At 70.2% G+C, this 24,188-nt stretch carries 21 protein-coding genes; 11 read left to right on the forward strand and 10 right to left on the reverse strand.

Annotation, left to right across the window (positions count from 1 at the left end):
• Positions 1–10: 10 nt before the first annotated feature.
• Genes FKO37_RS33220 through FKO37_RS33235 form a run of 4 tightly spaced genes read right to left on the reverse strand, consistent with a single transcriptional unit; the run spans position 11 to position 3,115 of the window.
• The gene (locus tag FKO37_RS33220; protein ID WP_238607098.1) at positions 11–2,026 is read right to left on the reverse strand and encodes a glycosyltransferase; all 2,016 of its coding nucleotides are present in this window, start codon (positions 2,024–2,026) and stop codon (positions 11–13) included.
• A complete protein-coding gene (locus tag FKO37_RS33225) occupies positions 2,023–2,262 on the reverse strand; it encodes a hypothetical protein (RefSeq protein ID WP_238607099.1) in 240 nt (79 codons plus the stop codon). Before FKO37_RS33225 ends, FKO37_RS33220 begins: the two co-directional genes overlap by 4 nt.
• Positions 2,259–2,498, reverse strand: coding sequence for a hypothetical protein (locus FKO37_RS33230; protein WP_238607100.1), 240 nt, complete (start codon positions 2,496–2,498; stop codon positions 2,259–2,261). Before FKO37_RS33230 ends, FKO37_RS33225 begins: the two co-directional genes overlap by 4 nt.
• Positions 2,495–3,115 (reverse strand): DUF998 domain-containing protein, encoded by a 621-nt coding sequence (locus FKO37_RS33235; RefSeq protein ID WP_238607101.1) that lies wholly within the window; start codon positions 3,113–3,115, stop codon positions 2,495–2,497. The genes FKO37_RS33230 and FKO37_RS33235 overlap by 4 nt, the downstream gene beginning before the upstream one ends.
• Before the next feature lie 408 nt (positions 3,116–3,523).
• On the opposite strand from FKO37_RS33235, the gene FKO37_RS33240 reads away from it, so the two are divergent.
• Both FKO37_RS33240 and FKO37_RS33245 read left to right on the forward strand, forming a co-directional pair.
• Entirely contained in the window at positions 3,524–4,093 is a 570-nt protein-coding gene (locus FKO37_RS33240; protein WP_238607102.1) for an OmpA family protein, read from the forward strand.
• Positions 4,090–5,262 carry a polysaccharide pyruvyl transferase family protein gene (locus FKO37_RS33245; protein WP_238607103.1) on the forward strand — a complete coding sequence of 391 codons (1,173 nt, stop codon included), beginning with the start codon at positions 4,090–4,092 and terminating at the stop codon, positions 5,260–5,262. The genes FKO37_RS33240 and FKO37_RS33245 overlap by 4 nt, the downstream gene beginning before the upstream one ends.
• Here the strand turns inward: FKO37_RS33245 and FKO37_RS33250 are convergent.
• Entirely contained in the window at positions 5,255–6,571 is a 1,317-nt protein-coding gene (locus tag FKO37_RS33250; protein ID WP_238607104.1) for an MFS transporter, read from the reverse strand. The genes FKO37_RS33245 and FKO37_RS33250 overlap by 8 nt on opposite strands.
• Positions 6,572–6,762: 191 nt before the next feature.
• Positions 6,763–7,503, reverse strand: coding sequence for an IclR family transcriptional regulator (locus FKO37_RS33255; RefSeq protein ID WP_238607105.1), 741 nt, complete (start codon positions 7,501–7,503; stop codon positions 6,763–6,765).
• 127 nt (positions 7,504–7,630) lie between these two features.
• Between FKO37_RS33255 and FKO37_RS33260 the strand changes: the two genes are divergently transcribed.
• The gene (locus FKO37_RS33260; RefSeq protein ID WP_238607106.1) at positions 7,631–8,812 is read left to right on the forward strand and encodes an acyl-CoA dehydrogenase family protein; all 1,182 of its coding nucleotides are present in this window, start codon (positions 7,631–7,633) and stop codon (positions 8,810–8,812) included.
• Positions 8,812–10,011: a CaiB/BaiF CoA-transferase family protein gene (locus FKO37_RS33265; protein WP_238607107.1), complete on the forward strand. Its 1,200-nt coding sequence runs from the start codon at positions 8,812–8,814 to the stop codon at positions 10,009–10,011. Before FKO37_RS33260 ends, FKO37_RS33265 begins: the two co-directional genes overlap by 1 nt.
• Before the next feature lie 52 nt (positions 10,012–10,063).
• Here the strand turns inward: FKO37_RS33265 and FKO37_RS33270 are convergent, their stop codons facing one another.
• The 4 genes from FKO37_RS33270 to FKO37_RS33285 all read right to left on the reverse strand — a co-directional run bounded on the left by FKO37_RS33270 (position 10,064) and on the right by FKO37_RS33285 (position 17,428).
• Positions 10,064–10,342, reverse strand: a complete 279-nt coding sequence (locus FKO37_RS33270) for a hypothetical protein (RefSeq protein ID WP_238607108.1) — start codon at positions 10,340–10,342, stop codon at positions 10,064–10,066.
• 24 nt (positions 10,343–10,366) lie between these two features.
• A complete protein-coding gene (locus tag FKO37_RS33275; protein WP_238607109.1) occupies positions 10,367–14,251 on the reverse strand; it encodes a Pls/PosA family non-ribosomal peptide synthetase in 3,885 nt (1,294 codons plus the stop codon).
• A 271-nt stretch (positions 14,252–14,522) separates the two neighbouring features.
• Complete coding sequence (locus tag FKO37_RS33280) at positions 14,523–15,956, reverse strand: LCP family protein (protein WP_238607110.1); 1,434 nt, start codon at positions 15,954–15,956, stop codon at positions 14,523–14,525.
• Between the two features lie 134 nt (positions 15,957–16,090).
• Positions 16,091–17,428: an MFS transporter gene (locus FKO37_RS33285; protein WP_037819774.1), complete on the reverse strand. Its 1,338-nt coding sequence runs from the start codon at positions 17,426–17,428 to the stop codon at positions 16,091–16,093.
• Between the two features lie 97 nt (positions 17,429–17,525).
• On the opposite strand from FKO37_RS33285, the gene FKO37_RS33290 reads away from it, so the two are divergent.
• From FKO37_RS33290 to FKO37_RS33320, 7 genes are all read left to right on the forward strand, one after another.
• Complete coding sequence (locus tag FKO37_RS33290) at positions 17,526–18,011, forward strand: MarR family winged helix-turn-helix transcriptional regulator (protein ID WP_238607111.1); 486 nt, start codon at positions 17,526–17,528, stop codon at positions 18,009–18,011.
• A 61-nt stretch (positions 18,012–18,072) separates the two neighbouring features.
• Positions 18,073–18,993 carry a hydroxymethylglutaryl-CoA lyase gene (locus FKO37_RS33295; protein ID WP_238607112.1) on the forward strand — a complete coding sequence of 307 codons (921 nt, stop codon included), beginning with the start codon at positions 18,073–18,075 and terminating at the stop codon, positions 18,991–18,993.
• Positions 18,994–19,014: 21 nt separating this feature from the next.
• A complete protein-coding gene (locus FKO37_RS33300) occupies positions 19,015–19,731 on the forward strand; it encodes an enoyl-CoA hydratase/isomerase family protein (RefSeq protein WP_238607113.1) in 717 nt (238 codons plus the stop codon).
• The gene (locus tag FKO37_RS33305) at positions 19,728–20,918 is read left to right on the forward strand and encodes a CaiB/BaiF CoA-transferase family protein (RefSeq protein ID WP_037819787.1); all 1,191 of its coding nucleotides are present in this window, start codon (positions 19,728–19,730) and stop codon (positions 20,916–20,918) included. Before FKO37_RS33300 ends, FKO37_RS33305 begins: the two co-directional genes overlap by 4 nt.
• Positions 20,918–21,658, forward strand: a complete 741-nt coding sequence (locus FKO37_RS33310; RefSeq protein WP_134731913.1) for an enoyl-CoA hydratase/isomerase family protein — start codon at positions 20,918–20,920, stop codon at positions 21,656–21,658. Before FKO37_RS33305 ends, FKO37_RS33310 begins: the two co-directional genes overlap by 1 nt.
• On the forward strand, positions 21,655–23,226 hold the full coding sequence (locus FKO37_RS33315) for an AMP-binding protein (protein WP_238607114.1): 1,572 nt from the start codon (positions 21,655–21,657) through the stop codon (positions 23,224–23,226). Before FKO37_RS33310 ends, FKO37_RS33315 begins: the two co-directional genes overlap by 4 nt.
• The gene (locus FKO37_RS33320) at positions 23,223–24,188 is read left to right on the forward strand and encodes a nitronate monooxygenase family protein (RefSeq protein WP_238607115.1); all 966 of its coding nucleotides are present in this window, start codon (positions 23,223–23,225) and stop codon (positions 24,186–24,188) included. Before FKO37_RS33315 ends, FKO37_RS33320 begins: the two co-directional genes overlap by 4 nt.

The raw sequence follows: 24,188 nt of genomic DNA on the forward strand, positions 1-24,188 counted from the left end.
CCCAGAAGTCTCAGGCAGCCGCGGGCACTGCCGCGACCCGGCCCATCGCCTCCGCGTAGCACGCCTCGAACGAATCCAAAGTGGACTCCAGCGCGTGCCCGGCGATCATCTTGCCGCTCGCCGCCCCCATCCGCGCCAGCGTCGCCGGGTCGGCGACCACCGCGTGCAGCCGCTCGGCCAGCTCCCCCACGTTGCCCGGTTCGAACAGCCAGCCGTTGTAGCCCGGACGGCACAGGTGCGGCAGCGCCATCGCGTCCGCGACCACCACCGGCTTCCCCGCCGCCATCGCCTCCATCGTCGCCAGGCTCTGCAGTTCGGCGACGCCCGGCATGCAGAAGAGATCCGCGGCCGCGTAGGCGTCCAGCAAGTCCTCTTCGGACACAAAACCGCGGAACCGCACCCGGTCGGCGATCCCGAGTTCGCCAGCCAGCTTTTCCCAGTCCGCGCGGCAAGAACCGTCGCCGACGATCTCCGCACGCAGGCCAGGCACGAGCGCGACCGCGCGCAACAGCTCGTCGACGCGCTTCTCTTCGTCGAGCCGTCCGACGAACAACACCGTCGGATCGTCGGAGGTCCGCGAAACCGTGCGCAACCGGTAGCGGTCGATGTCGATGCCGCACGACACCGGGATCGCTCGCTCCGGGAAACCGTTGTCGTGCAACAGTTCCACCGCACGCGGGGTCGGCGCGGTAACTACGCGGGCTGTCGAGAACACGCGCGTCAAGTCGCGCCATGCCCACCGCGACGCCGCGCCGCGCAGCCACGTCGGCACTCGCACGTGCCCGAACAGGTTTTCCGGCATGAAGTGGTTCGTCGCCACCCCGGGAATGCCCATCGCGGCGGCGTGCTTCAGCACATACCTTCCGACCACGAAATGCGCCTGGACGTGCACGAGGTCGGGCTGCAACTCCTCCAACAGCGCAGCCACGTCCTTGCTCACCTCCCAGGGCAGGCCGATCCGGAAGGTGCGGTGGAACGGGGTGCGGTGCGACCGGACCCGGTGCACCACGACGTCGCCGTCTCTTTCGGTGCGCGCCGGGCCCTCCGGGTCGACGCTGATCACGTGGACCTCGTGGCCGCGGCCGGCGAGACCGGTGGACAGCCGGTACGCGAACTGCGCCGCGCCGTTGACGTCCGGAGGATAGGTCTCGGCGGCGACCACGATGCGCAAAGGCAGGTCGTCGTTCACTGGGTGCTCCGATCTGGTGGAATGGACAGAAGAAGAACTGCCGCGGCTCAGCACGGCGACGCCGCCGACCGCCAGCACCGCCGCGGTCAGCGCGACCGCGGTCGCCGCGGCGTCGAGGTGGGTGGCTTCGCCGAGCACCCCGGCGCCGAGACCCACTGCGACCAGCGGATCCACGACGGTCAGGCACGCGACGGCGAGGTGCGGCGGACCGCATCGGTAGGACAACTGCACGAGCCAGCCGCCGACCAGCAACGCCGTCACCATCGCGGCGACGGACACCGCGGTGCCGAAATCGACGGTCCCCTCGCGGATTTCGAGGGAAACCGCGCGCATCAGCACCGAAACGAAGCCGTAGGCGGCGCCGCCGGCCGCGCCGAAACACAGTCCGCGGACCGACGGACGCGAGACGATCGCGCCGATCAGCGTCAGCAGCGCCACGACCCCCAGCACCAGCAACGCCGCCCGCGTTTGCGCGTCGGCGCCGACCTCGGTGCTCGTGGTGCTGCCCGCGGCGACGGTCACGAACGTCCCGACGCCGAGCATGGTGACCGCGACCGCGGGCAGATCCCGCCGCCGCCGGTCGAGAATCGCGGTGATCGCGACGGCGATGACCCCGACCGGCTGCACGACGGTCAGCGGAGCCATCCCCAGCGCGACCGCGTGCACGCCCGCGCCCGAACCGAGCAGGGCCAGCCCGCCGAGCCAGCGCGGCGCGCGGATCAGCTCCCCGATCCGCGGCCGGCCGGGCAGCCCGGTGACCACGCCGTGCTGCAGAAGCGCGCCAGCGGAAAAGAAAACCGCGCCGAGCACGGCGAGCGCGATGGCGAGGATCGTCATGAGGCCACCTCGGTCCGGGCCGTCGCGGCGATCGCGAAGGGCTGTGCCAGCGCGACCGCGTGCACGCCCGCGCCCGAACCGAGCAGGGCCAGCCCGCCGAGCCAGCGCGGCGCGCGGACCAGCTCCCCGATCCGCGGCCGGCCGGGCAGCCCGGTGACGACACCGTGCTGCAGAAGCGCGCCAGCGGAAAAGAAAACCGCACCGAGCACGGCGAGCGCGATGGCGAGGATCGTCATGAGGCCACCTCGGTCCGGGCCGTCGCGGCGACCGCGAAGGGCTGTGCCAGCGCGACCGCGTGCACGCCCGCGCCCGAACCGAGCAGGGCCAGCCCGCCGAGCCAGCGCGGCGCGCGGACCAGCTCCCCGATCCGCGGGCGGCCGGGCAGTCCGGTGACCACGCCGTGCTGCAGAAGTGCGCCAGTGGAAAAGAAAACCGCGCCGAGCACGGCGAGCGCGATGGCGAGGATCGTCATGAGTCCACCTCGGTCCGGGCCGTCGCGGCGACCGCGAAAAGCTGTGCGTAGAGCAGGGCGTACAGCACGCGCTCGAACAACCCCAGAAATTCAGGTACGGACTGCTCCAGCAACGGCGCGTGGGCCAGCAGAAAGGCGAGCGAAGCGGCACCGGCGGCCAGCGAAAGCCAGCGCACCGCTGTCGCTTCCGGCCGGCGGCGTGCCAGCAACCATCCCGCCAGCGGCAGGCACACGAACATCGCCGCGCCGGCATACCGGTGCACCGCACCGGAAAACGACGTCTCCACGCCGGTCGGATCGGTCGGGAAGAACGTCGCGACGACCAATCCGGCCGCCCACAACGCGATCAGCACCGATTCCGGGCTGCGTTTCGGCAACCCCTGCTTGAGCAACGCGTGCCGGACCAGCAACGACGCACCGGCCAGCCCGAGCGAGGCCGCGGCCAGCAGCACCGCACTCCCGGGCGGAAAGACGTAATCGCTGATGACGTCGCGGACCGGGTCGATCGTGCCCGCCGCCACCAGGTGCAACAGGAGAATCGGCACCAGCGAGAAAGCCAACGCGCCGGCAGCGATCGCGGGCGCCGCCGCCTTGGCCTTCCGCGTTATGAGGGTCACATCGATCAGCATGCTGGCGGCCGTGACTGCCCGGCATCGGGGAACACCCTGAGATGCACCCCGGTAATCCGCGGCGCACCCCGGGGCTTTTTGCCCCTTGATCGGACCGGAACGCGCGCCTCCGGTTCGCCGTCGGCCCAGTCGGACAAATCGCCTCAAGGCGCGCTGAATAGGTCGTTATACAGCTGCCCCGCGCGTCGCGATCTTACTGTCCTTTGTGGACTTCCCGGGTCCCTCACCCGGGTGGATGTCAGTTTCCGCGGGCGAGGCCGCGAGCCGCCGCCCCTTCCCTGCTGACGGGGCGAAACCGGGCGGTGGCTTGGCGCGTTCGCCGGGTGCGTCCCGGTTGCCGCGGTCTTGGCCCCGTGTTCAGATCCCGGCGAACCCAGCCGAAGGAGCGCAATTCTCATGCAGAGGGCACTCGTCAAGGCGGTCGTCGGGGCCGCAGCCGTCGTCGCGCTGGTCAGCGCGTGCGGGTCGGGCGGATCGAACGACTCGTCCGGATCCGGAGCGTCCGGGCAGAACACCGCCCAGTCCAGCGGAGCCGCACAGCCCAGCGGAGCCAACCAGTCCGGCGACGCCGGGCAGAACGGCGCGTCCGGCCAGAACGGAGCCCCCGGGCAGAACGCCGGCGGCCCGGCCGCGCAGACGGTCACCGCCGCGATCCAGCAGGCCTCGCAGGCCTCGCCGATCAAGTTCGAGCCGGAGAAGGCGGAATTGACCGCCAAGGCCAAGGAAGGCCTCGCCGCGATCGCGAAAGCCATGCAGGGCAACGATGTCAAGCTGAAGGTCGAGACCCACGCCGGCTACCCGGACGCGGACAAGGCCAAGAAGCTGTCCGAGGAGCGCGCGCAGGCGATCTCGACCGCGCTCGAAGGCGACGGCGTGGCCAAGGACCGCATCCAGGCCGAGCCGAGCGGAAGCGAGAAGGCACAGGGCGACCAGGCGTTGGACACGCAGCTCAGCGTCGCTTCGTGACTCCTGCCCCGTCCCCCCGCCGGCATTACCTGGTCGGGCCGAGCGGCTATCCGAACTTCGGCGACGAACTGATCGCCGCGGCTTGGATCCGCCGCTTGGCCCGCACCGAGCCGGACGCGGAAGTCTGGCTCGACACCCATTCGCCGGGTCCCGCACAGCATTTGTTCGGCGACCTGCATCCGCGTTTGCGCTGCACGGACACCTTGTGGCGGCTGTGCGGCGAAGCGCCGTCGGACGATCCGTGGGAAGTCGCGTCCTGGGTGCGGTCCGCGGTGCACGACCCCGGTCGCGCGCCGCGCTGGGACGCGGGGATCGAACTGCTCGGCAAGCTCGACGTCGTGCATCTGATCGGCGGCGGTTACGTCAACGCGCTGTGGCCCCGGCACCTGGGACTGGTCGCCGGGGCCGCCGCGGCCGCGCAGCGTTCCGGAGCCCGTTCGGCGATGACCGGACAGGGTTTCGTCCCCTTCCCGCCGGGCGCGGCCGTATTGTTGCGCGCGCTTGCCGAGCGTTTCGACGTCGTGGACGTCCGCGACGATCCGTCCGCCGAACTCCTGCACGGCGTCGCGGGTGTCGAGCGGTCCTGCGACGACGCTTTCCTTGCGCCGCAACCGCCGACGACGCCCACGACGCGCGAGTTCGTCCTGTGCATGCAGTCGGACATCGGCACCGAGCGACCGTCCTCGCTCGCCGCCCAGGTGCTCGGCCTGGTGCGCGAGTGGCGGCTGCCGCCGGGCGAACTCGCTGTGGTGGAAGGGATTCCTCGCGTCGACCGCGAGGTTTTCGCGTTGCTGGAACACGAACTGCCCGGTGCGGAATTCCACCCGTTCCGCGACGTGTGGCATCGCGGTCTCCCGCTCGCGCCCGGACAGACCTGGATCTCCAGCCGCTTCCATCTGCATCTGGTCGCCGCCGCGGCGGGCGCGACCGGCGTGGCAGTCGACGTTTCGCCGGAGTACTACACCACGAAACACCAAAGCCTCATCGAACTCGGCTCCGGATGGACACTCGTCCCAGCCGGTGCCGAGAAACCACCGGAACGCCCTTCCGGCAACGGTTTCCCGGCACACGTGCTGCACCACTGCGCGAACCTCAAACGCTCGGTCGCCGAAGCCGTCTACGGTCCGGAACTGCCCAAGACCCGCACCCGGTGGCCGCGGCTCAGTTGAGTTTGCTGCGGCTCTGATCGGCGAGCGCGCCGAGGCCGATGCACAACGCACCCGCGATGAACAGCAGCGAAACACCCCAGGTCGCGTGCGTCGCGGAGGCTTCCACGATCGCCAACGCGGCCAGCGGGGCCAGCCCGCCGGACACCGCTCCCCCGACCTCGCGGCCGGTGCCCAGCCCGGTCGAGCGGACCTCGGCCGGGAACTGCTTGGCCAGGAACGCTCCTTGCGCCGACAGCATCGCCGGAACCACGATGCCGGTCGCCAGCACGAGGCCGAGCCAGATGAACCAGCTGCTTCCGGTGTCGAGCAGCCAGAAGAACGGGAACGCCAGCAATCCCGTCGCGACCCCGCCGGCGACCACGACCTTCTTCGCGCCGATCCGGTCGCTGATCCACCCGGCGATCGGCACCGTCACGATCGCCGTCGCGCTCGCGATGCTGATCCCCAGCGCGCCGATATTCGCCGGCACGCCACGGAAATTCGTCAGGTAGGCGAGCGAGAACGTCTTGAACACGTAGCTGACGCCGTTGTAGCCGATGGTGATCACCATGACCACCGCGAGCGCGCGCCAGTCACTGCGGAACAGCTTCACCAACGGCCGGTTCGCCCAGCCGCGCGGCCGGTTTTTCTTGCTGCGCACCAGGTTCTCGAACTCCGGGGTTTCCGGAACCCGGCGGCGCACCCACAGTCCGACGCCGACGAGCAGGAAGCTGGCCAGGAACGGGATCCGCCAGCCGAACCCGTGCAGGAACTCCTTGTCCAAAGTGGTCAGTCCGGCGACGGCGAGCGAGGAGACAAGCAACCCGACGTTCACGCCCAGCGCGGGCCACGAACCTTGCCGCCCGCGTTTGCGCGGATCAGCGTGCTCGTAGGCGACTGCGATCGCGCCGCCGAATTCCGCCCCGGCGCCGAGTCCTTGCAGCAGCCGCAGCACCACGAGCAGAACCGGCGCGAGAAGCCCGGCGCTCGCGTAACTCGGCAATAATCCAATGCCTGCCGAGGAAACGCCCATCAGCACGAAGGTCCACGACAGCACTTTCTTGCGCCCGATCCGGTCGCCGAGCGCACCGAACACGATGCCGCCGATCGGGCGGGCCAGGAAGCCGACCGCGAAGGTCGCGACCGAGGCCATCGTCGCGGCGGCGTCGTTGCCGGGCGGGAAGAAGACGTGGCCGAACACCAGCGCGGCCATCGACGCGTAGAGATAGAAATCGAACCACTCGAGCGCGGAGCCGACGACCACCGCGACCCCGACTCCGCGCGGGGCTTTCCGGGTCGTTCCGACGCTGTCGTCCACAACACTGGGCATGGTCCTGCTCTCCGGAACTGGGGCACAGGCGAGCGGAAGCCAGCCGGCGCGCGCCGTTGCGTGCGTATTTGGGAACGCATGATGCGTATATCCGGATGCTAAGAGGCCGCAGGGTCGGCGGTCAAGGGGGTGGATCGAGGGTCGTGCGTGTTGATCACGGTTCTAGCCGCGCCCAACACGCACGCGGTGAGTCAGCTCTGGCGCGCGGCTTCCCAGCGCTTCACGACCGCTGCGGTGATGCCGGCGAGCGCGTCGCCGATCTCCGGCAGGCGGCCGGAAATCCGCGTGGTCGGGCCCGCGACCGCGATCGCCGCGACGACCTCTCCGTCGACCAGGATCGGCCGCGCCGCCGCGCTCACGTCGGGCAGGGTTTCGCCGCGGTTGAGCGCGACGCCCTCGGCGCGGACGGTGTCGAGTTCGTCCATCGCGGCCCGCACGCGCTCGGCGTCCGGGAGCACTGACTTCAGGTACGCCTCGCGCCGGCGCGCCGACCAGTACGCGAGAACGATCTTGCCCGCGCTCGGCGGATACAGCGGTCGCCGCGTGCGGAGCGGTGCCGAGTAGCGGATCGGCTGCTCGGACTCGACCGCGTCCACGTAGATGAGCGAATCCCCGACCTCGGCGCCGAGCATCACCGTCTCGCCGAACCGGCGGCGCAGCTCCTCCAGGGCGGGCCGGGCCGCGGTCGCGATGCCGGGCAGGCCGCCGGTGAGCAGGTTCCCCAGCGCCGGGCCGAGCCGGTAGGCACCGTCGGCCTCGACCAGGTAGCCGGTTGACACCAAGCCTTTGACCAGGCCGAACACCGAGGATTTGGGCGCGTCGAGAGCGACCGACAGCTCGTGCAGCCGCATCCCGGGCTGCCGCGCGACGCACTCGAGGATGCTGGTGACGCGGCCGACCGTCCGGTGCGCCTTGGCGCTCGACTCGGTCATGACAGCCTCCCCTGCGTTCGCAGATACGAACCCTATCGCGCCGACCGCCCGGAACGGCGCTTGACCCGAACCGCGCGCCGCCTTACGTTGGACGTATATCCGAACTTAGCGTTCTCATATACGCACGATGGAGAGCAGCACTGTGGACTTCCAGCTGAGCCAAGACCAGGAGGACATCCGGCGCGCCGTGCGCGAGCTGGCCGCCCGGTTCCCCGACGAGTACTGGGCCGAACGCGACGAACGGGCCGAGTTCCCGCGCGAGTTCTACGACGCGTTCGCCTCCGCGGGCTGGCTCGGCATGGCGATCCCGGAGCAGTACGGCGGCGGCGGGCTCGGCATCCTCGAAGCCGCGCTGCTGCTGGAAGAAGTGGCCGCGTCCGGGGCCGGGATGAACGGGTGCAGCACGATGCACCTGACGATCTTCGGGCTGAACACGATCGTCAAGCACGGCAGCGAGGAAATGCGCCGGGAGATCCTGCCCGGCGCGGTCGACGGGTCGCTGCACGTCTGCTTCGGCGTGACCGAGCCGGACGCGGGCACCGACACCACGCGCATCTCCACCTTCGCCCGCCGCGACGGCGATTCCTACGTGGTGCACGGCCGGAAGGTCTGGATCACCAAGGCGGGCCAGTCGCAGAAGATGGTGCTGATCGCCCGCACCACGCCGCGCGAAGAGGTGGAGAAGCCGACCGACGGCATGTCCCTGTTCGTAGTGGACATCGAGTCCGACGCGGTGCAGCTGCGCGCGATCCCCAAGCTCGGCCGCAACGCGGTGTCCTCCTACGAGGTGCTGATCGACGGGCTGCGGGTGCCGGAATCGGCGCGTGTCGGCGAGGAGGGCAAGGGCTTCCGGTACCTGCTCGACGGGCTCAACCCGGAACGCATCCTGCTCGCCCACGAAGCGCTCGGCATCGGCCGCGCCGCCCTGCGCCGCGCGGTTCGCTACGCCGGGGAACGGCAGGTGTTCGGCCGTCCGATCGGGCAGAACCAGGGGCTGGCGTTCCCGCTGGCCGAGGCCGCGACCAGGCTCGACGCGGCGGAGCTGATGGCGCGCAACGCCGCCTGGCGCTACGACCGCGGTCTGCCGGCCGGCAAGGAGGCGAACATGGCGAAATGGCTGTGCGCGGACGCCGGGTTCCAGGCCGCCGACCAGGCGATCCAGACCCACGGCGGGATGGGCTACGCGCGGGAGTACCACGTCGAGCGCTACTTCCGCGAGGCGCGGCTGCTGCGGCTCGCGCCGATCAGCCAGGAAATGGTGCTGAACTACGTGTCCCAGCACGTGCTCGGGCTGCCGAGGTCCTACTGATGGGCGCGCTCGACGGGCTGCGGGTGCTGGACCTGTCGCGGGTGCTGGCCGGGCCGTACTGCACGCAGATGCTGGCCGACCACGGGGCCGAGGTGATCAAGGTCGAATCGCCCGCCGGGGACGAGACGCGGGGCTGGGGTCCGCCGTTCCTGTCCGAAGGGACCAGCGCGTACTACGCGAATCTCAACCGGGGCAAGAAGAACATCGTGCTCGATCTGTCCGGTCCGGACGGTCGTTCGCTGCTCGGCACCCTGCTCGCGGGAGCCGACGTGGTGGTGGAGAACTTCAAGGCGGGCACGCTCGCGCGCTGGGGCTGGCCGGACGAGACGATCCGGGCGGAGTATCCGGCGCTGATCCATTGCCGCATCACCGGGTTCGGCACGGACGGACCGCTCGGCGGGCTGCCCGGGTACGACGCGGTGTTGCAGGCCTATGGCGGGCTGATGAGCGTGAACGGCGAGGCCGACGGGCCGCCGTTGCGGATCGGCGTGCCGGTGGTCGACGTGGTGACCGGGGTGCTCGGGTTTTCCGGGATCCTGCTGGCACTGCACGAGCGGGCGCGGTCCGGGCTCGGGCAGCTGGTGGATTGTTCGTTGCTGGACACGGTGATCAGCTTGCTGCATCCGCATTCGGCGGCGTGGCTGGCTGACGGCGCGGTGCCGCAGCGGACAGGGTCCGCGCATCCGTCGATCGCGCCTTACGAGACTTTCTCGACGGCGGACGGGCTGTTCTTTGTCGGCGCGGGGAATGACCGGCAGTTCGCGGCGTTGGTCGACGTGCTCGGTGCGCCTGGGCTGGCTTCCGATCCGCGGTTTGCTTCGAATGCCGACCGGGTCAGCAATGTGGGTTCGTTGCGGGCCGAGCTGAGTGTCCTCATCAGACAGTACAAACGGGACTCCTTGACCGAGTTGTTGCTGGCGAAGGGAGTTCCGGCTTCGCCGGTGCACGATATCGCGGAGGCGATGAACGCGCCGCAGGTACGGCACCGGGAAATGGTCGTGGAACGGGACGGGTATCGCGGGGTCGGGGTGCCGGTGAAACTCGGCCGTACGCCGGGGTGCGCCGCGGAATCGCCGCGACCGCCGGGAGCGGATACCCGGGAGGTGCTTGCCGCGGCGGGGCTGTCCGCAGAAGAAGTCGATGCCGCGCTCTCCATCGGTGCGGCGCATACGCAGCTCAAGCCGCAGCGGTCTGACTGAGTGGTGGCAGTTCGGCTTCACCCGCGATGCCAGGGCTGGGCTTTGCGCCAGGTCAGGTACTCGTCGAAGATGGCCGCCGTCCCGCGGGGCTGAGCCTGCTTCTCGAAGAACTCGTCCAGCAGCGAGAAGAGCAGGTCGTTCGCGGTGTCCCGGCCCGCACCGGCGGCTTCGTCGCGCCAGCCCTCGTGCGGTCCGGGAAGCCTGTGAGCAGCTGCCCGCCGTTGCCGGTGTCGACGCCGAGGAGGAACGTGCAGTAGTCGTGATAACTGCCGTCCAGCCCGTAAAGCCCCGGGTATCGGCGGATCTCGCCGAACAGTTTCCGGTAGTCCATGGTCCGCCCAGGCTAGTGGTTGGCTCACCGCCAGGGACGGACCGGCGTCCCCCGCCATCGGGTGCGTGGCGGGACCGTCTCCCCCGCCATCACCAGCGAACCCGAACCGACCGTCGCGCCGTCGGAAATTCCGCTGCCCGGCAGTTGGAACGCGCGCGGCCCGAGGGTCGCTCCAGCACCGAGGCGCACCGGATCCAGCCGCATGACGCGGTCGTGGAACAGGTGTGTTTGCAGCACGCAGCCACGGTTCACCACGGCACCGTCGCCGAGGTGGACGAGGTCCGTTTCCGGCAGCCAGTAGCTCTCGCACCAGACGCCGCGGCCGATCCGGGCACCGAGGGTGCGCAGCCACCAGTTCAGCACCGGCGTGCCGAGGAACGATCCGGCGAACCACGGCACCGCGAGCGTCTCGACGAACGTGTCGTACAGCTCGTTCCGCCACACGAACGCGCTCCACAATGGATGCCGTCCCGGCCGGAACCGGCCGACCAGCGTCCATTTCATCAGCGTCGTCAGCAGCGCGGCGAAGAGACCGGCCGAGACGAACACCGCGGGCGCGAGCGCGGCGGCGATCCAGAAGCCGTCCGCGATGTCCACTCCGGTCAGTACCGCGCTCACGGCGAGCCCGAGCAGGCCCGCGATCAGCAGCGGCGCGATCCGGCAGGATTCGACCAACGCGCGGGCGAGTTTCAACCGGCGCGGCGGCGCGAAGGTGCGGGCGGGATCGACGGTGTCCGCGGTCCGGCGCAGCTCCAACGCGGGGCGGCCGAGCCAGGACGTGCCGTCGGGGACGGCTGCCGGGGTGTCGGACAGGACGCCGACCAGTGACGCGGAACCGAGCGTCCGGTCCGGGCCGACGACTGCGGAGTTGCCGACGAACGCGCGTTCCCCGACTTCCGAGACGCCCAGCCGGACCCAGCCGCGGTCTAGTTCGTACGGCGCGGCGAGGACGTCGTCGGCCAGGAACGCGCCGTCCCGCACTCGCAGCAGCGACGGCAGACTGAGCACAGTGGACAGTTCCACGCCACGGCCGATTCGGGCGCCCAGCAGTCGCATCCAGACCGGCGTCGCCAGCGCGGCGTAGAGCGGAAACAGCTGCCGCCGGGCGATTTCCAGTAGTTCGTGCACGAACCAGGCCGCCCAGCCCGCGCGGCTGAGCACCGGATAAACCCCCGGTCGCACGGCCAGGCTCGCCAGCCGCACGAGCAGGACGATCGTCAAGGCGTACACGACGATTCCGGCGAGAACGAGCAACGGCGTCCACGGCAGGATCGCCAGTGCGGCGCCGCGCGGATCGTCCGCCGCCGGAATCAGCAACAGTGCGACCACGATCAGCGGGATCGCGGACACCAGCATGAACATCGATCGCACCGTGCCGCCGAGCGCGAAGGCCAGCGAGTACCGCTTCGCCCGCGGTGCCAGCACGGTCGGCCGTGATGGGCGTTCGCCCGAGGGACCGGCCGGGGAGCCGCCCCAGACCGCGCCGTCGGGTACGCGGGTGTCGAGCGTCGAGCCCGGCAGCAGCACCGATCCGGTGCCGAGATCCGTGCCGGGCAACAGCGTGCTGCGGCCACCGACGCGGGCACCGGCTCCGACTGAGACCTGGCCGATCCGCAGCACCGGGCCGTCCAGCCACCATCCGGCCAGGTCCGCTTCGGGCTCGATCGCGCAGCCGTCGCCGAAGTCGGCGAGGCCGCTCACCGGCGGCGGCGAATGCAGGTCCACACCTCGGCCGACCCGATTGCCGAGCAACCGGGCGTACGGCGCGGCGAGCGGCGTTCCGGCGACTCCGGGCGGGCCCGCCACCGCGGCGAACCGTTCCGCCGTCCACAGTCTCATGTGGACAAAGCCGCCGCGCCGGTACTCCCCCGGCGCGAGCTTTCCGCGCAGCACCCGCACGCCGCCCGCGGCGAGCAGCATCCGGCCCGGCGGGCTCAGCAGCACCAGCCACGCGGGCACGAGGATCCACCACGACATCCGCGGCAGCCACTGCAACGGCAGCACCAGCGAAACCAGCGAGCCGAGCAGCGACACCGAAAGCAGCCACCGCGTTCCGGACAGGGCCAGCAAAACCAGCTGCACCCCGGCCTGCCACCAGCCGCTGCCGCGCACCGGAGCGACCTGCGGCTCTTCCGCCGCGACCGTTTCGACCGGCGCTCCGGCGAGGCGTTCGTACAGCTCCCGCGGAGTCGGACAGGAGTACACATCGGACACTGCCGCGCTGGGATACCTTTCGCGCAGCACGGAAACGAGCCGCGCGGCGGTCACGCTCGAGCCGCCGAGGTCGAAGAAGTCGTCGTCCGGACCGGCGGTGGTTCCGAGGTGTTCGCTCCACACCTGCAACAGCCAAGCCAGCTTCGGATCGGACGGCACCACCGGCGCGGCGGCTGGTTCCTCCAGCGGCCAAGGCAACGCGTCGCGGTCGAGCTTGCCCGACGCGCGCACCGGCAGATCCGGGACCAACGCGAGCCGGGGCACCAACGCCGCGGGCAACCGGTCCCGCAGAAGGCTGCGCGCTGCGGTGCGATCGAGGCTCTCGCCCTCCGGCACCACGTAGCCGACCAGCACCTGCGCGCCGCTGTCCGTGCGCTGCACGACCGTCGCGGCGGCCGCGACACCGGGCAAGGCACGCAGCGCGGCGTCGATCTCGCCCAGTTCGACGCGTCGTCCGCCGATCTTGACCTGGCCGTCCGCGCGGCCGACGAACTCCAGCCCCTCCGGCACCGCGCGCACCAGATCGCCGCTGCGGTACGCGCGGCTCCAGCCGAGCCCCGGCAGCGGCACGAATTTCTGCGCGTCCTTCGCCGCGTCGAGGTACCGGGCGAGGCCGGTGCCGCCGATCACCAGTTCCCCGCTGCGGCCCCACGGCACCGGAATGCCCGCCGGGTCCTCGGGGTCGACGACCGCGAGTTCCCAGCCGTCGAGCGGCAGCCCGATCCGTACCGGTTCGCCCGCGCGCAGCCGTTGCGCGCACGCGACGACGGTGGTTTCCGTTGGGCCGTAAGTGTTCCAGATTTCCCGTTTGCCGTCGTCGAAGCGCGTCACGACCTCCGGCGGGCACGCTTCGCCGCCGAGGATGAGCAACCGGACGCTGGCCAGAGTGTCCACTGGCCACAGCGCGGCGAGCGTCGGCACGGTGGACACGACCGTGACGCCTCGCTCGACCAGCCACGGTCCGAGGTCGGCACCCGCGCGGACGAGCGAACGCGGCGCCGGGACCAGGCACGCGCCGTGCCGCCACGCCAGCCACATTTCCTCGCACGACGCGTCAAACGCGACACTCAGCCCGGCCAGCACGCGATCGCCCGGGCCGAGCGGCTGCGCGGGGCAGAACAGCCGGGCTTCAGCGTCCACAAAGGCCGCAGCCGCGCGATGCGTGACCGCGACGCCCTTGGGTTTTCCGGTGGAGCCGGAGGTGAAGATGATCCACGCGTCGTCCTGCGGCTGCGGACGCACTCGCGGCCACTGCGGTCCACGCGACGCCGGCACTCCCGCGTCGGTCAGGACCAGGCTTACCTGAGCTTCCGTCCACACGGTCTCGGCGCGGTCGGCCGGATCGTCGGCGTCGACCGGGACATAAGCAGCGCCAGTGGAAAGAACGGCGAGAATGCTGCGGTACAGCGCCGCGGTGCCGGAGGTCATCCGGATGCCGACGCGGTCGCCCGGCATGACCCCGGCGGCGCGGAGTCGTCCGGCGAGTTCTTCGACCTGTGCGGCGAAATCGCGGTACGTCGCGCGCTCGGTTCCGTCGTCGAGTGCGAGCGCGTCCGGGTGGTTGCGCACCGTTCCGGCGAAAATGTCGTAAAGCGTGCGCACGGCGGGCGCGGGGCCCGCCTGGTAAACCGCCGTCGCCTTTTCGGCGAGCCTCTCGGGCGCGACGATGCGCGCCCGATCCGCGTCCAGCGTCACAGGAAAACCTCTTTCCAGGAGAACACGAGTCACGAAACCGGCCGGAAACCACTCAACAATGGGCGGCGTGAGGCCGGGCTGAAGCAGCAGCGCCGTTCCCGGACGCTGAAATCGGAACAAGAACAGATATCGGGCAATCCTCCGGCCGCTGCTGTGCGGCTCGTCACGCGAGTCCGGACATTAGCGGACGCACTGCCGCCGGCGTCACTCGGCAGAGTTAATTTCGGAATTCGTTCTCAACCGGTTCACAGGATCTTTGTGCTTCTCCCGTTCACCGCACGCAGGGCACCCCGCCTCCGGACAATTCGTCGGCGGGCGAAACCGGGGCGACCGGCACCGGAGGGGCCTCGCCGGCCTTTTCCCGGAAATCGGTGCCGAGCACCAGCTTCAACTCCCCCGCCGCCAGCGCGCCGTCGTAACCCACGCCGTACCCGCCGCCGAGGGCGGCCACGAGCTTCGCCGCCGACGCGGAATCCCCGCGCCCGTAGCGGACGACGGTGCGGTGCGTGTGCCGCGCGTTGGACGTGCGCCCGGCGCGGTATCCCCGCGACGGGAGAGTCTTCAGCACCCGAGCGGCCGCGCCCTCACGGCCGCTCGCGTTCACCACGTCCACCGCGGGCCCGGCCGTCGCGGCGGGCGGCGGCGGGACGGTCCGGCCAAGCAGCCGGGCCGCGGCGGCCCGTATTTGCACCGGATCGACGATATTGACGTCTTCGCCGCGCGCGTCTTTTTCGAACCGTTCGACCGGAAGCGACGCCAAGGTCAGATCCCCGCCGGCGAACGATTCCGCCTGCCGCGCCAGCGCGTTGAGGTCGAGCCCGGAATCGATCGCGACATTCTGCCGCGCGACCGAAACCAGCTGCCCGAGTTTCCCCGGGTCGCCGAACACCCCGCCTTCTTCCAGCTGATGCGCCAGCGAAACGAGAAACGCTTGCTGGCGCCGTTCCCGGTCCAGGTCGGTGAACTCGTGCTGCGAATCGCGCCGCTGCCGCACGAACGCGAGCGCCTGCGCCGCGGAAATCCGCTGCTGCCCGCTCGGGAAATCCGCACCCGAGTAACTGTCGTGGGCGGCCTCGGTCAAACACACCGTGATCGGCTGCACGACCTGCGCCAGCTGATAGAACGCGACCAGGGTGACTTCGACGAAATGGTCCACCGCGACTCCGCCGAGGAACTGGCGCACCGTAGCGACTTCTGCCGCGCGGCCGGCGTCCCGAGACCTCTGTTCGCGAGCCGCCTTCTCGGTGACGCCTTGCGCGGCAAGACGTTTGGCTTCCGCGGCGAACGCGTACCCGTATGCCTCCTTGATCCGGCCCTGGCACACTCCGTCCGGACAGCCGGCGAGATCGGTGTAATCGTCGCGCGGAATGGAGATGACCGTGGGATGCCCGCCGTCCGCCGGAACGTGCAGCAGCATCAGCACATCGGTGTTGTACCCGCCGACGTGCTGGTCTCCCGCGTGCAGCTGTTCGTACAGCTCGGCGGGAAGCGGTTCGCCCCGTTCGTCGAGCCGCGAATCGAGTCCCATGACGAGGATGTTGGTGTCCCCGCCCGGCCGGGCCTGCCCGTCGAGCGCGGTCGACGTGGCGACCCCGGACAGCAGCGCGCGCAGCTCGGCCCACCCGTAGGCGGCCCCGCCCAGCAGGACCGCGACCAGCGCGACCACGCCGATCCGTTCGGCCCAGTGCCCGTTCGCGCGCTCCATCGCTCACCGCTCCTCCCTCCGGCGGCACCCGGTCTACTCCGGGGTTCCTGTGAGAGCGATGAGAGAGAAGACCGGCCGGGCAGCCCGCCGAGGTCGGAAGGGCTGCCGCGTGCCGAAAGGCACACTTTGGAGGGTCAGCGCCGCCGTTCGCGAAGGTCGCCGGGGCGGACTCCGACCAGCAGCACCACGACGGCGAGCAGGATGATGCCCGCGCTGATCTGCAGCCCCAGCGACAGGCTCCCGGTCGAGGATTCGATGAACCCGAGCAGCGACGGCGAAGCGGCGGCGGCGAACGAGCCCATCGACGTCACGACCGCGATCCCGGTCGCCGCGGCCCGGTCGGTCAGGTAGATCGACGGGATCGAGTAGAACACCGTCAGCCCCGAGTAGTGCGCGGCCGCCATCACCGCGAGCAGCAGGATGACCACCACGACGTTGCCGCCGGACACCGAGATCGCCAGCATCGCGAACACCGCCACGATCCAGCTCGTCGCCGCGTGCCAGCGCCGCTCCAGGGTGCGGTCGGAATGCCTGCCGACCAGCAGCATCACCACGATGCCGAGCAGCGGCGGGATCGCCGAGAAGAAGCCGAGGTTCAGCACGTTGCCGACGCCGGCGTTGGCGATGATCCGCGGCGTCCAGTACGAGACAGCGTTCGCCAGCGTGTACGCACCGCACGCGCAGAGCCCGAGGATCCAGACCTTCGGGTCGCGCAGCGCGAGCAGCAGTCCGCTGTGCTTTTGCTTCGTCTCCCCTTTGTCGCGCAGGTCCGCATCGAGGTCGGCACGCACGGCCGCCTTCTGGTCCGCGGTGAGCCACTTCGCCTGCCCCGGGCCGTCGGTGACGAAGAGCAGCACGAGCCCGGCGAGCAGGATCGGCGGGATCCCTTCGATCAGGAACAGCCACTGCCAGTCCGCGAGCCCGCCGACGCCGCCGAGCGAGTGCATGATCCAGCCCGACATCACCGACCCGAGCGCGCCGGACACCGGGATGCCGATGAAGAACACGGCCGTCATCCGGGTCCGCCGCGACGACGGGAACCACAGCGACAGCAGGTACAGCGCGCCGGGGAAGAACCCGGCTTCCGCGACGCCGAGCAGGAAGCGCGCGGCGTAGAACATGATCTCGTTCTGCACGAACAGGGTCACCACGGTCATCACGCCCCAGGTGGCCATGATGCGGGCGAGCGTTTTGCGCGCGCCGATGCGGGCGAGCAGCGCGTTGCTCGGGACTTCGAAGAGGATGAAGCCGACGAAGAACAGCGTGACGCCGAGCCCGTACACCGCCGGGCCGAAGCCGAGATCCCGTTTCAGGCCCTGCTGTGCGATCCCGATGTTGGTGCGGTCGATGTAGCTCACGACGTAACACAGCACCAGCAGCGGCATGACGCGCCGGGCGATCGTGCGATAGGTCGTTTTGCGGTCGACGGCGGCGGTTGCCGGAGCGCCGGTGACAGCGGATGGTTCGGCCACGGCTGAGACTCCTTCGTCCGGATCGGGCGAGTGGCAGTCTCCGCATCGAGTGTTGAGTCTGTCAACACCCAGCGGGTAACGGCTACGATGCACGGCCATGGCCGAACGCGCAGACGGACAAGACCTGGTCCCCATCTCCGGACTGCTGTCCTACCGGCTCTCGCGCACGTCGTCGGCGATGTCGCGCAGCGCCGCGGTGCGCTACCGGCGGGACTTCGACGTGAGCCTCGGCGAATGGCGCGCGATCGCGCTCATCGCGGCCGACCCGACGCTCACGCTCAACCGGCTCGCCCGCCGCGCCGGACTCGACAAAGCGCAGATGAGCCGCGTGGTCAGCCGGCTGACCGACCGCGGGCTGGTGAACCGCACCGCCGGGTCAGGGCGCACGTCGCAGCTGGCGCTGACCGCCGAGGGCACCCGGGTGTACCGCGGCCTGATCACCGCCGCCAACGAGCGCGACGCGGACTTCCTCGCCACCCTGACCGGCGAGGAGGCGCGCGTGCTCGACCGCGCGCTGGACAAGCTGGCCGAGCACGCGCTGGCCGTCGAGGAGAGTGAGCGGGCTCACCCGGCCGCCGAGTAGTGTTGACTTTATCAACACCCTCGCGTACTTCTGGATCCACCGACGAGGAGGTGGGCCCAGGATGTCCGACGCCGTCACGATCTGCGAGTGCTTCGCCCGCGACGGGCTGCAGCACGAGCCGGAGCCCGTGCCGACCGCGACGAAGATCGCGCTGCTGAACGCGTTCGCGCGCACCGGATTCCGCCGGATCGAGGCGACCAGCTACAGCCATCCGGCGCGGGTGCCTGGGTTCTCCGACGCGTCCGAGGTGCTCGCCGGGATCGACCGGCACCCGGACGTCGCGTTCAAGGCGACCTGCCCGAACCCGCGCGCCGTCGAACGCGCGCTCGCGGACCTCGAAGCCGGGCACGGCGCCGAAGAGCTGAGCCTGCTGGTGTCCGCCACCGAAGCGCACACCGAGCGGAATCTGCGCACCACGCGCGCTGGTCAATGGGAGCGCGTGACCGAGATGGTCAAGCTCGCCGACGGACGGTTTCGCCTGGTCGGAGTGGTTTCGGTGGCGTTCGGCTGCCCGTTCGAGGGCAAGGTCGACCCCGGCCGGGTGGCCGAGGACGCCGCGAGGTTCGCCGACCTCGGCGCGAGCCTGGTGACCTTGGGCGACACGACCGGCGTCGCGACCCCGGGTTCGGTGCGCGCGCTGTACACGCGGCTGTCCCGCGAGCATCCGGACCTGCCGCTGGTCGCGCACCTGCACAACACGCGCGGGACCGGGATCGCGAACGCTGTCGCCGCGTTGGAAGCCGGGTGCCGGCATTTCGATTCCGCGATGGGCGGCGTCGGCGGGCATCCGGCGAAGATCGGCTACGGGGCCGGGCTCACCGGCAACGTGTGCACCGAGGACCTGGCCAGCCTGTTCGCCGCGATGGACGTCGACACCGGCCTCGACCTCGACCAGCTCGCCGCGGCGTCCGCGGCCTGCGAAGAAGCGCTCGGCCGCCCGCTGCACAGCATGGTCGCCCGCGCCGGCTTCGCGTCCGCCTGACTTTTCTTTGGGGAGAAACCTGTGCTGCTGACTGAAAATCACGACGCCGTCCGCGTCCTCACGTTGAACCGGCCGGACAAACTCAACGCGCTCGACACCGCGCTCACCCGGGCGCTCGACACCGCGCTTGACGAAGCCGGCCGAGACCCGAGCGTCCGCGCTGTCGTTTTGACTGGGGCCGGGCGCGGATTCTGTGCCGGGGCCGATCTGAACGAGTTCTCGTCGCTCACGCCGGACCAGCCGGAAGCCGTTCTCGAGCGTGCCGCGCTCACCGCCCGGCTCCAGACGCGCATGCAGCAGCTGCCGGTCCCGGTCGTCAGCGCGGTGCGCGGGGCGGCGGTCGGCGGCGGTGCCGGTCTCGCGATCGGAGCGGACCTGGTGGTCGCCGGGTCGGACCTGAAATTCGGCTACCCCGAGCTGAAGCATTCGATCGTGCCCGCGTTGGTGATGACCGGGCTGGTCCGGCATCTCGGCCGGAAGCTGGCGTTCGAACTGGTCAGCACCGGCCGGCTGCTCACCGCCGCGGAAGCCCTGTCGTACGGGCTGGTGAACCAGGTGGTCGAACCTGCCGAGATCATGCCCACCGCGCTCGCGGTCGCGCAGCGCTGGGCCTCGGTCGAACCTCGGGCGCTCGCCGCCGCCAAGGACCTCTTCTACCGCGTCGCGGACCTGCCGACGGACGCCGCGATGCGCGCCGGCCAGGACGTCAACGCCCTGATGCGCGGGTTCCGCTCATGACCGGCCCGCTCGCCGGAGTCACGGTCCTGGATCTCTCGCGGGTCCTCGCCGCGCCGCTGGCCACCCAGATCCTCGCCGAACTCGGCGCGACCGTGATCAAGGTCGAACGCCCTGGCACTGGCGACGAAACCCGCGGCTTCGAACCCCGGCTGCCGCACGGCGAGAGCGCGTACTTCTTCGCGTTCAACCGCGGCAAGCAATCGGTCACTGTGGACTTGAAGGACCCGCGCGGCCGCGACGTCGTCCGGAAGCTGGCCGCGCGTGCCGACGTCGTCGTGGAGAACTTCCTGCCCGGCACGCTCGACCGGCTCGGCCTCGGCTACGCGGAACTGTCCGCGGCGAACCCGGACCTCGTGCTGGTGTCCGCGACCGGATTCGGCCAGACCGGGCCGGACGCGCACCGCAAGGGCTACGACACGGTGTTCCAGGCGCTGTCCGGCGTGATGGCGATGACCGGCGATCCCGCTGGTCCGCCCGCGAAAACCGGGGTGCCGGTGGCGGACCTGACGTCCGGATTGTGGGTGGTGATCGCCGTGCTGACCGGGCTCGCCGGGCGCTCGTCCGACGGTCGCGGCCGGCACCTCGACGTCGCCATGATGGACGTCCAGCTCAGCCTGCACGCCCTGAACGCCGCGCGGCTGTTCGCGCTCGGCGAGGACCCGGTGCGCACCGGGACCGAGCATCCGGGGCGGGTGCCGTCGGCGGCGTTCCAGGCCGGGGACGGCGAATGGCTGCACATCAGCGGCAGCGACCAGCATTGGCAGCCGCTGTGCACCGTGCTCGGATTGTCCACTTTGGCCGCTGACCCTTCGCTGGCGCACAACGCGGGCCGCGTCGAACATCGCGCGCGCGTCATGAAGGCGCTGCGCGGGGCGATCGCCCAGCACGACCGGGACCAGCTGGTCAAAGAACTGCAGGCGGCCGAGGTCCCCGCTGGCGCGGTGCGTTCGGTCCGCGAGGCGCTGGCCGATCCGCACGCGGTCGCGCGGGGCGTCGTCGGGGAGTTCACGCATCCCGTCGAAGGCTCGTTCCCAGCGCTGCGGACGCCGTTGCGCGAGACTTCCGGAGACGCTCCGGCACCGGGAACGCCTCCAGTGCTCGGCGCGGACACTGACGTCGTGCTGCGCGATCTGGCGGGGCTGTCGGACGACGAGATCGAGGGCCTGCGGGCCGCGGGAGTGATCTGATGAACGAACGCGTGACGCTGGATGTCACCGACGGAATCGCCCGCGTCGAACTGGCCCGCCCGTCGGCGCGCAATGCCGTGGACCTCGCGATGTGCCACGCGCTGAAGGAAGCCTTCGACGCCGTTGACATCTCAGACGCCCGGGTTGTTCTGCTCAGCGGTGCCGGTCCGGTCTTCTGCGCCGGGGCGGACTTGAAGGAACGGACCGGCAAGGACGCCGCCTGGGTCCGCCGCCGCCGAGTCGCGTCCTTCGCGGCTTACGCGGCGATCGAGGCCTGCCGCTGTCCCGTTGTCGCGTTGGTGCACGGAACCGTCGTCGGCTCCGGCGGGGAAATCACCCTCGCCGCCGACTTCGCCCTCGCCGCCACGGGCACCGTTTTCCGGTTCCCTGAACCGCATTGGGGCACGGTCGGCGCGACCCAACGGCTTCAGCGCGCCATCGGCAAACGGCGGGCCAAGGAACTGTTGTTCACCAACACGCCTTTGCCCGCCACAGAAGCCGCTGCGCTCGGCTTGGTCAACCGCGTCGTCCCCGACCTCGCTGCCGCCGGAACCGAGGTGGCCGCCGCCATCGCCGCCGCCCCGCCCGGCGCGATCGCCCTGACCAAACGGGCGGTCGACCTGGGTTCGGAGACCGACCTGGACCGCGGCATCCGGATCGAAATGTCCGCCATCGAACAGAACCTCGCCGACGGCAGCTGGCGCGACGGCGTCGCCCGGTTCACTGGAGAGACCCGATGACCGACCTGCGCACCGCCTGCCCGCTCACCGTCCACGACGCCCTCGCCCGGGCCGCGCTCCTGGCCCCCGACGTCGAGGCCGTCGTCACCGCCGATGCCCGGATCACCTACCGGGAACTGGCCGCCGAGGTCGCCCGGGTGCGCGGCGCGCTGGCCGCCGCCGGGATTGGCCGGGGTTCCCGCGTCGGGCTCTGCCTGGGCAATACACCCGAGTGGGTCACGCTTTTCCTGGCATTGGGCTCTCTTGGCGCGCTAGTCGTCCCGGTGAACACGCGCTTCACCGCCGACGAAGTGCATTACACGCTTGCGCACTCCGGCCTCAGCACGCTGTTCGCCGCCGAGCGCGTCTTGAACGTCGACTTCCCCGCACTGTTCTCCGACGCCGGTATTGAACCCGGTTGCGCCACTCTGCCTTCTTTGCAGCGGATCATCATCCTGGGCCAAGACAGCTGGACCGATTTCCTGGCCGCCGGTTCACCCGCTGAACCTGTTGCCACGCCGGACGATCTCCTTCTCGTGCAATACACGTCCGGCACAACGTCGCGTCCCAAAGGCGTTCTCCTGACCCACCGCAGCATGTGCGCCGACGCCTTCTTTTCCGGTGCCCGCATGGGTTTGCGCCCCGGCGACCGGTTCCATTCCGCGCGCCCGTTCTTCCACGTCGCCGGAAGCACCCTGTCGGTGCTGGCTTCCCTGCAACACGCCACCACATTGGTGACGATGCCGAAATTCGAGCCAGCAGAAGCGTTGCGGCTCTTGGAAGCCGAGCGCTGCACGCACTTCTCCGGCAACGACACCATCGCCCTGCTCCTGCTCAACCACCCCGACCGCCCGCACCGCCGCCTCTCCCTGCGCGGCGCCTGGGTCGCCGCGTCCCCCACCGTCGTCCGTCGCGTCATCGACGAACTCGGCGCGCGCGAATGCGTTGCCGGGTACGGACTTTCCGAGGCGTCTCCGAATGTCGCCCAATCCGCGTGGTGGGAACCGGAAGAAATCCGCGCCTCCGGAGCCATGGCCCCCGAACCAGGAGTGGAAATCCGCATCCGGTCCCTGGACGACGCCCGCGACTGCGCCCCCGGCGAACCCGGCTCGGTGCTGGTGCGGGGCTGGAACGTCATGCAAGGCTATCTGGACGACCCCGTGCGGACCGTCGAAACCATCGACCCCGAGGGCTGGCTGTCCACCGGAGACGTCGGTCTGCTCGACGACTCGGGCCGGTTCCATTTCACCGGCCGCACCAAGGAAATCATCCGGGTGGGCGGGGAGAACGTGGCCCCCGCGGATGTCGAGGATGTGCTGCACCGGCATCCCGCCGTGCGGCAAGCCGCAGTCGTCGGCGTCCCCGACGAGCGATTGATCGAAGTGCCCTTCGCTTTCGTTGTCCTGACTGCGCCTGGCGTTTCGGAGGACGACCTGCTCTTATGGGCGAAAGAACGTTTAGCAGGCTTCAAAGTCCCACGGCATCTGCGCATTGTGGACGGTTTCGAGGCGATCGGCATGACCGCCAGCGCCAAGGTGCAGAAGAACCAACTGGCTCGCTATGCCCGAGCCCTGCTGGAGAACTCATGACGCGGCTGCGTACTTCAGTCACCGATCTGCTGGACTTGGACCTGCCCATCATCCAGGCCGGGATGTCGTGGGCCTCGTCGTCCTCGGCTTTGCCCTTGGCTGTGTCCAATGCTGGCGGCCTGGGTGTCGTCGCCGCCGGTCCGATGCGCTTGCCCGATCTGGCGCGGGTACTGGACGAAATGGCCGCCGGAACCGACCGTCCGTGGGCAGTGAACCTGCCGCTCTACCGGGCTGGCGCCGACGAGGTGATCGACCTCCTGCTCGCCCGCCGCCCTCCCGTGCTGATCGCCTCCCAGGGCGGCCCACGACGGTATCTCGATCGGTTCCACGCTGTCGGCACCCGGTGCCTGCACGTTGTGGCCGGGGTTTCGCATGCCTCGAAGGCCGCTGCCGCCGGTGTCGACGGTTTGGTGGTAGTCGGCGCCGAAGCGGGCGGACATCCGCCGCCGGGGATGGTCACGACGCAGGTTTTGGTGCGCGCTGTGGTTTCGGCCGTGCCTTCGCTCCCCGTGATCGCCTCCGGCGGGGTTGCCGATGGCGCCGGTCTGGCCGCGATGCTGTCTTTGGGCGCCGGTGCGGCCCAGTTCGGGACCCGGTTCCTGGCAAGTTCCGAGGCTACTGTGCACCCTGCTTATCAGGAGGCCGTGGTGGCCGCCGGCGTTGATGACACGCGCACGGTGGGTCATGGACTCGGGGTGATTCGCGCGCTGTCGAACGATTTCACCGCCCGAATGGCTGAACTGGAAGCTTCCGGTGCTGAGGAGGAATTGCGGCGCAAGGTTTTTCAGGCTTCGTCGTTGAAGGATGCCGCTCTGCACGGTGATGTCGCGACGGGGAAGGTGGAGGCCGGACAGTCGGCCGGGCTGATCACGGAAATCCTTCCGGCAGCGGAGATTGTCTCGCGGATCACGGCGGAGTATGCGGCCGTAGTGCGCGGCCTGCCGAGACTCGCTGGTGCCTGA

Origin of the sequence: Amycolatopsis sp. Poz14 (assembly GCF_006704225.1) — a bacterium.
GTDB classification, from domain to species: Bacteria; Actinomycetota; Actinomycetes; order Mycobacteriales; family Pseudonocardiaceae; genus Amycolatopsis; species Amycolatopsis nivea.

What these genes read in the sequence shown, in the direction of transcription:
- FKO37_RS33220 (WP_238607098.1), bottom strand. Translation starts at nt 2,026, where the DNA reads ATGACGATCCTCGCCATCGCGCTCGCCGTGCTCGGCGCGGTTTTCTTT.
- FKO37_RS33225 (WP_238607099.1), bottom strand. Translation starts at nt 2,262, where the DNA reads ATGACGATCCTCGCCATCGCGCTCGCCGTGCTCGGTGCGGTTTTCTTT.
- FKO37_RS33230 (WP_238607100.1), bottom strand. Translation starts at nt 2,498, where the DNA reads ATGACGATCCTCGCCATCGCGCTCGCCGTGCTCGGCGCGGTTTTCTTT.
- FKO37_RS33240 (WP_238607102.1), top strand. Translation starts at nt 3,524, where the DNA reads ATGCAGAGGGCACTCGTCAAGGCGGTCGTCGGGGCCGCAGCCGTCGTC.
- FKO37_RS33250 (WP_238607104.1), bottom strand. Translation starts at nt 6,571, where the DNA reads ATGCCCAGTGTTGTGGACGACAGCGTCGGAACGACCCGGAAAGCCCCG.
- FKO37_RS33255 (WP_238607105.1), bottom strand. Translation starts at nt 7,503, where the DNA reads ATGACCGAGTCGAGCGCCAAGGCGCACCGGACGGTCGGCCGCGTCACC.
- FKO37_RS33260 (WP_238607106.1), top strand. Translation starts at nt 7,631, where the DNA reads ATGGAGAGCAGCACTGTGGACTTCCAGCTGAGCCAAGACCAGGAGGAC.
- FKO37_RS33265 (WP_238607107.1), top strand. Translation starts at nt 8,812, where the DNA reads ATGGGCGCGCTCGACGGGCTGCGGGTGCTGGACCTGTCGCGGGTGCTG.
- FKO37_RS33270 (WP_238607108.1), bottom strand. Translation starts at nt 10,342, where the DNA reads ATGGACTACCGGAAACTGTTCGGCGAGATCCGCCGATACCCGGGGCTT.
- FKO37_RS33280 (WP_238607110.1), bottom strand. Translation starts at nt 15,956, where the DNA reads ATGGAGCGCGCGAACGGGCACTGGGCCGAACGGATCGGCGTGGTCGCG.
- FKO37_RS33290 (WP_238607111.1), top strand. Translation starts at nt 17,526, where the DNA reads ATGGCCGAACGCGCAGACGGACAAGACCTGGTCCCCATCTCCGGACTG.
- FKO37_RS33295 (WP_238607112.1), top strand. Translation starts at nt 18,073, where the DNA reads ATGTCCGACGCCGTCACGATCTGCGAGTGCTTCGCCCGCGACGGGCTG.
- FKO37_RS33305 (WP_037819787.1), top strand. Translation starts at nt 19,728, where the DNA reads ATGACCGGCCCGCTCGCCGGAGTCACGGTCCTGGATCTCTCGCGGGTC.
- FKO37_RS33310 (WP_134731913.1), top strand. Translation starts at nt 20,918, where the DNA reads ATGAACGAACGCGTGACGCTGGATGTCACCGACGGAATCGCCCGCGTC.
- FKO37_RS33315 (WP_238607114.1), top strand. Translation starts at nt 21,655, where the DNA reads ATGACCGACCTGCGCACCGCCTGCCCGCTCACCGTCCACGACGCCCTC.
- FKO37_RS33320 (WP_238607115.1), top strand. Translation starts at nt 23,223, where the DNA reads ATGACGCGGCTGCGTACTTCAGTCACCGATCTGCTGGACTTGGACCTG.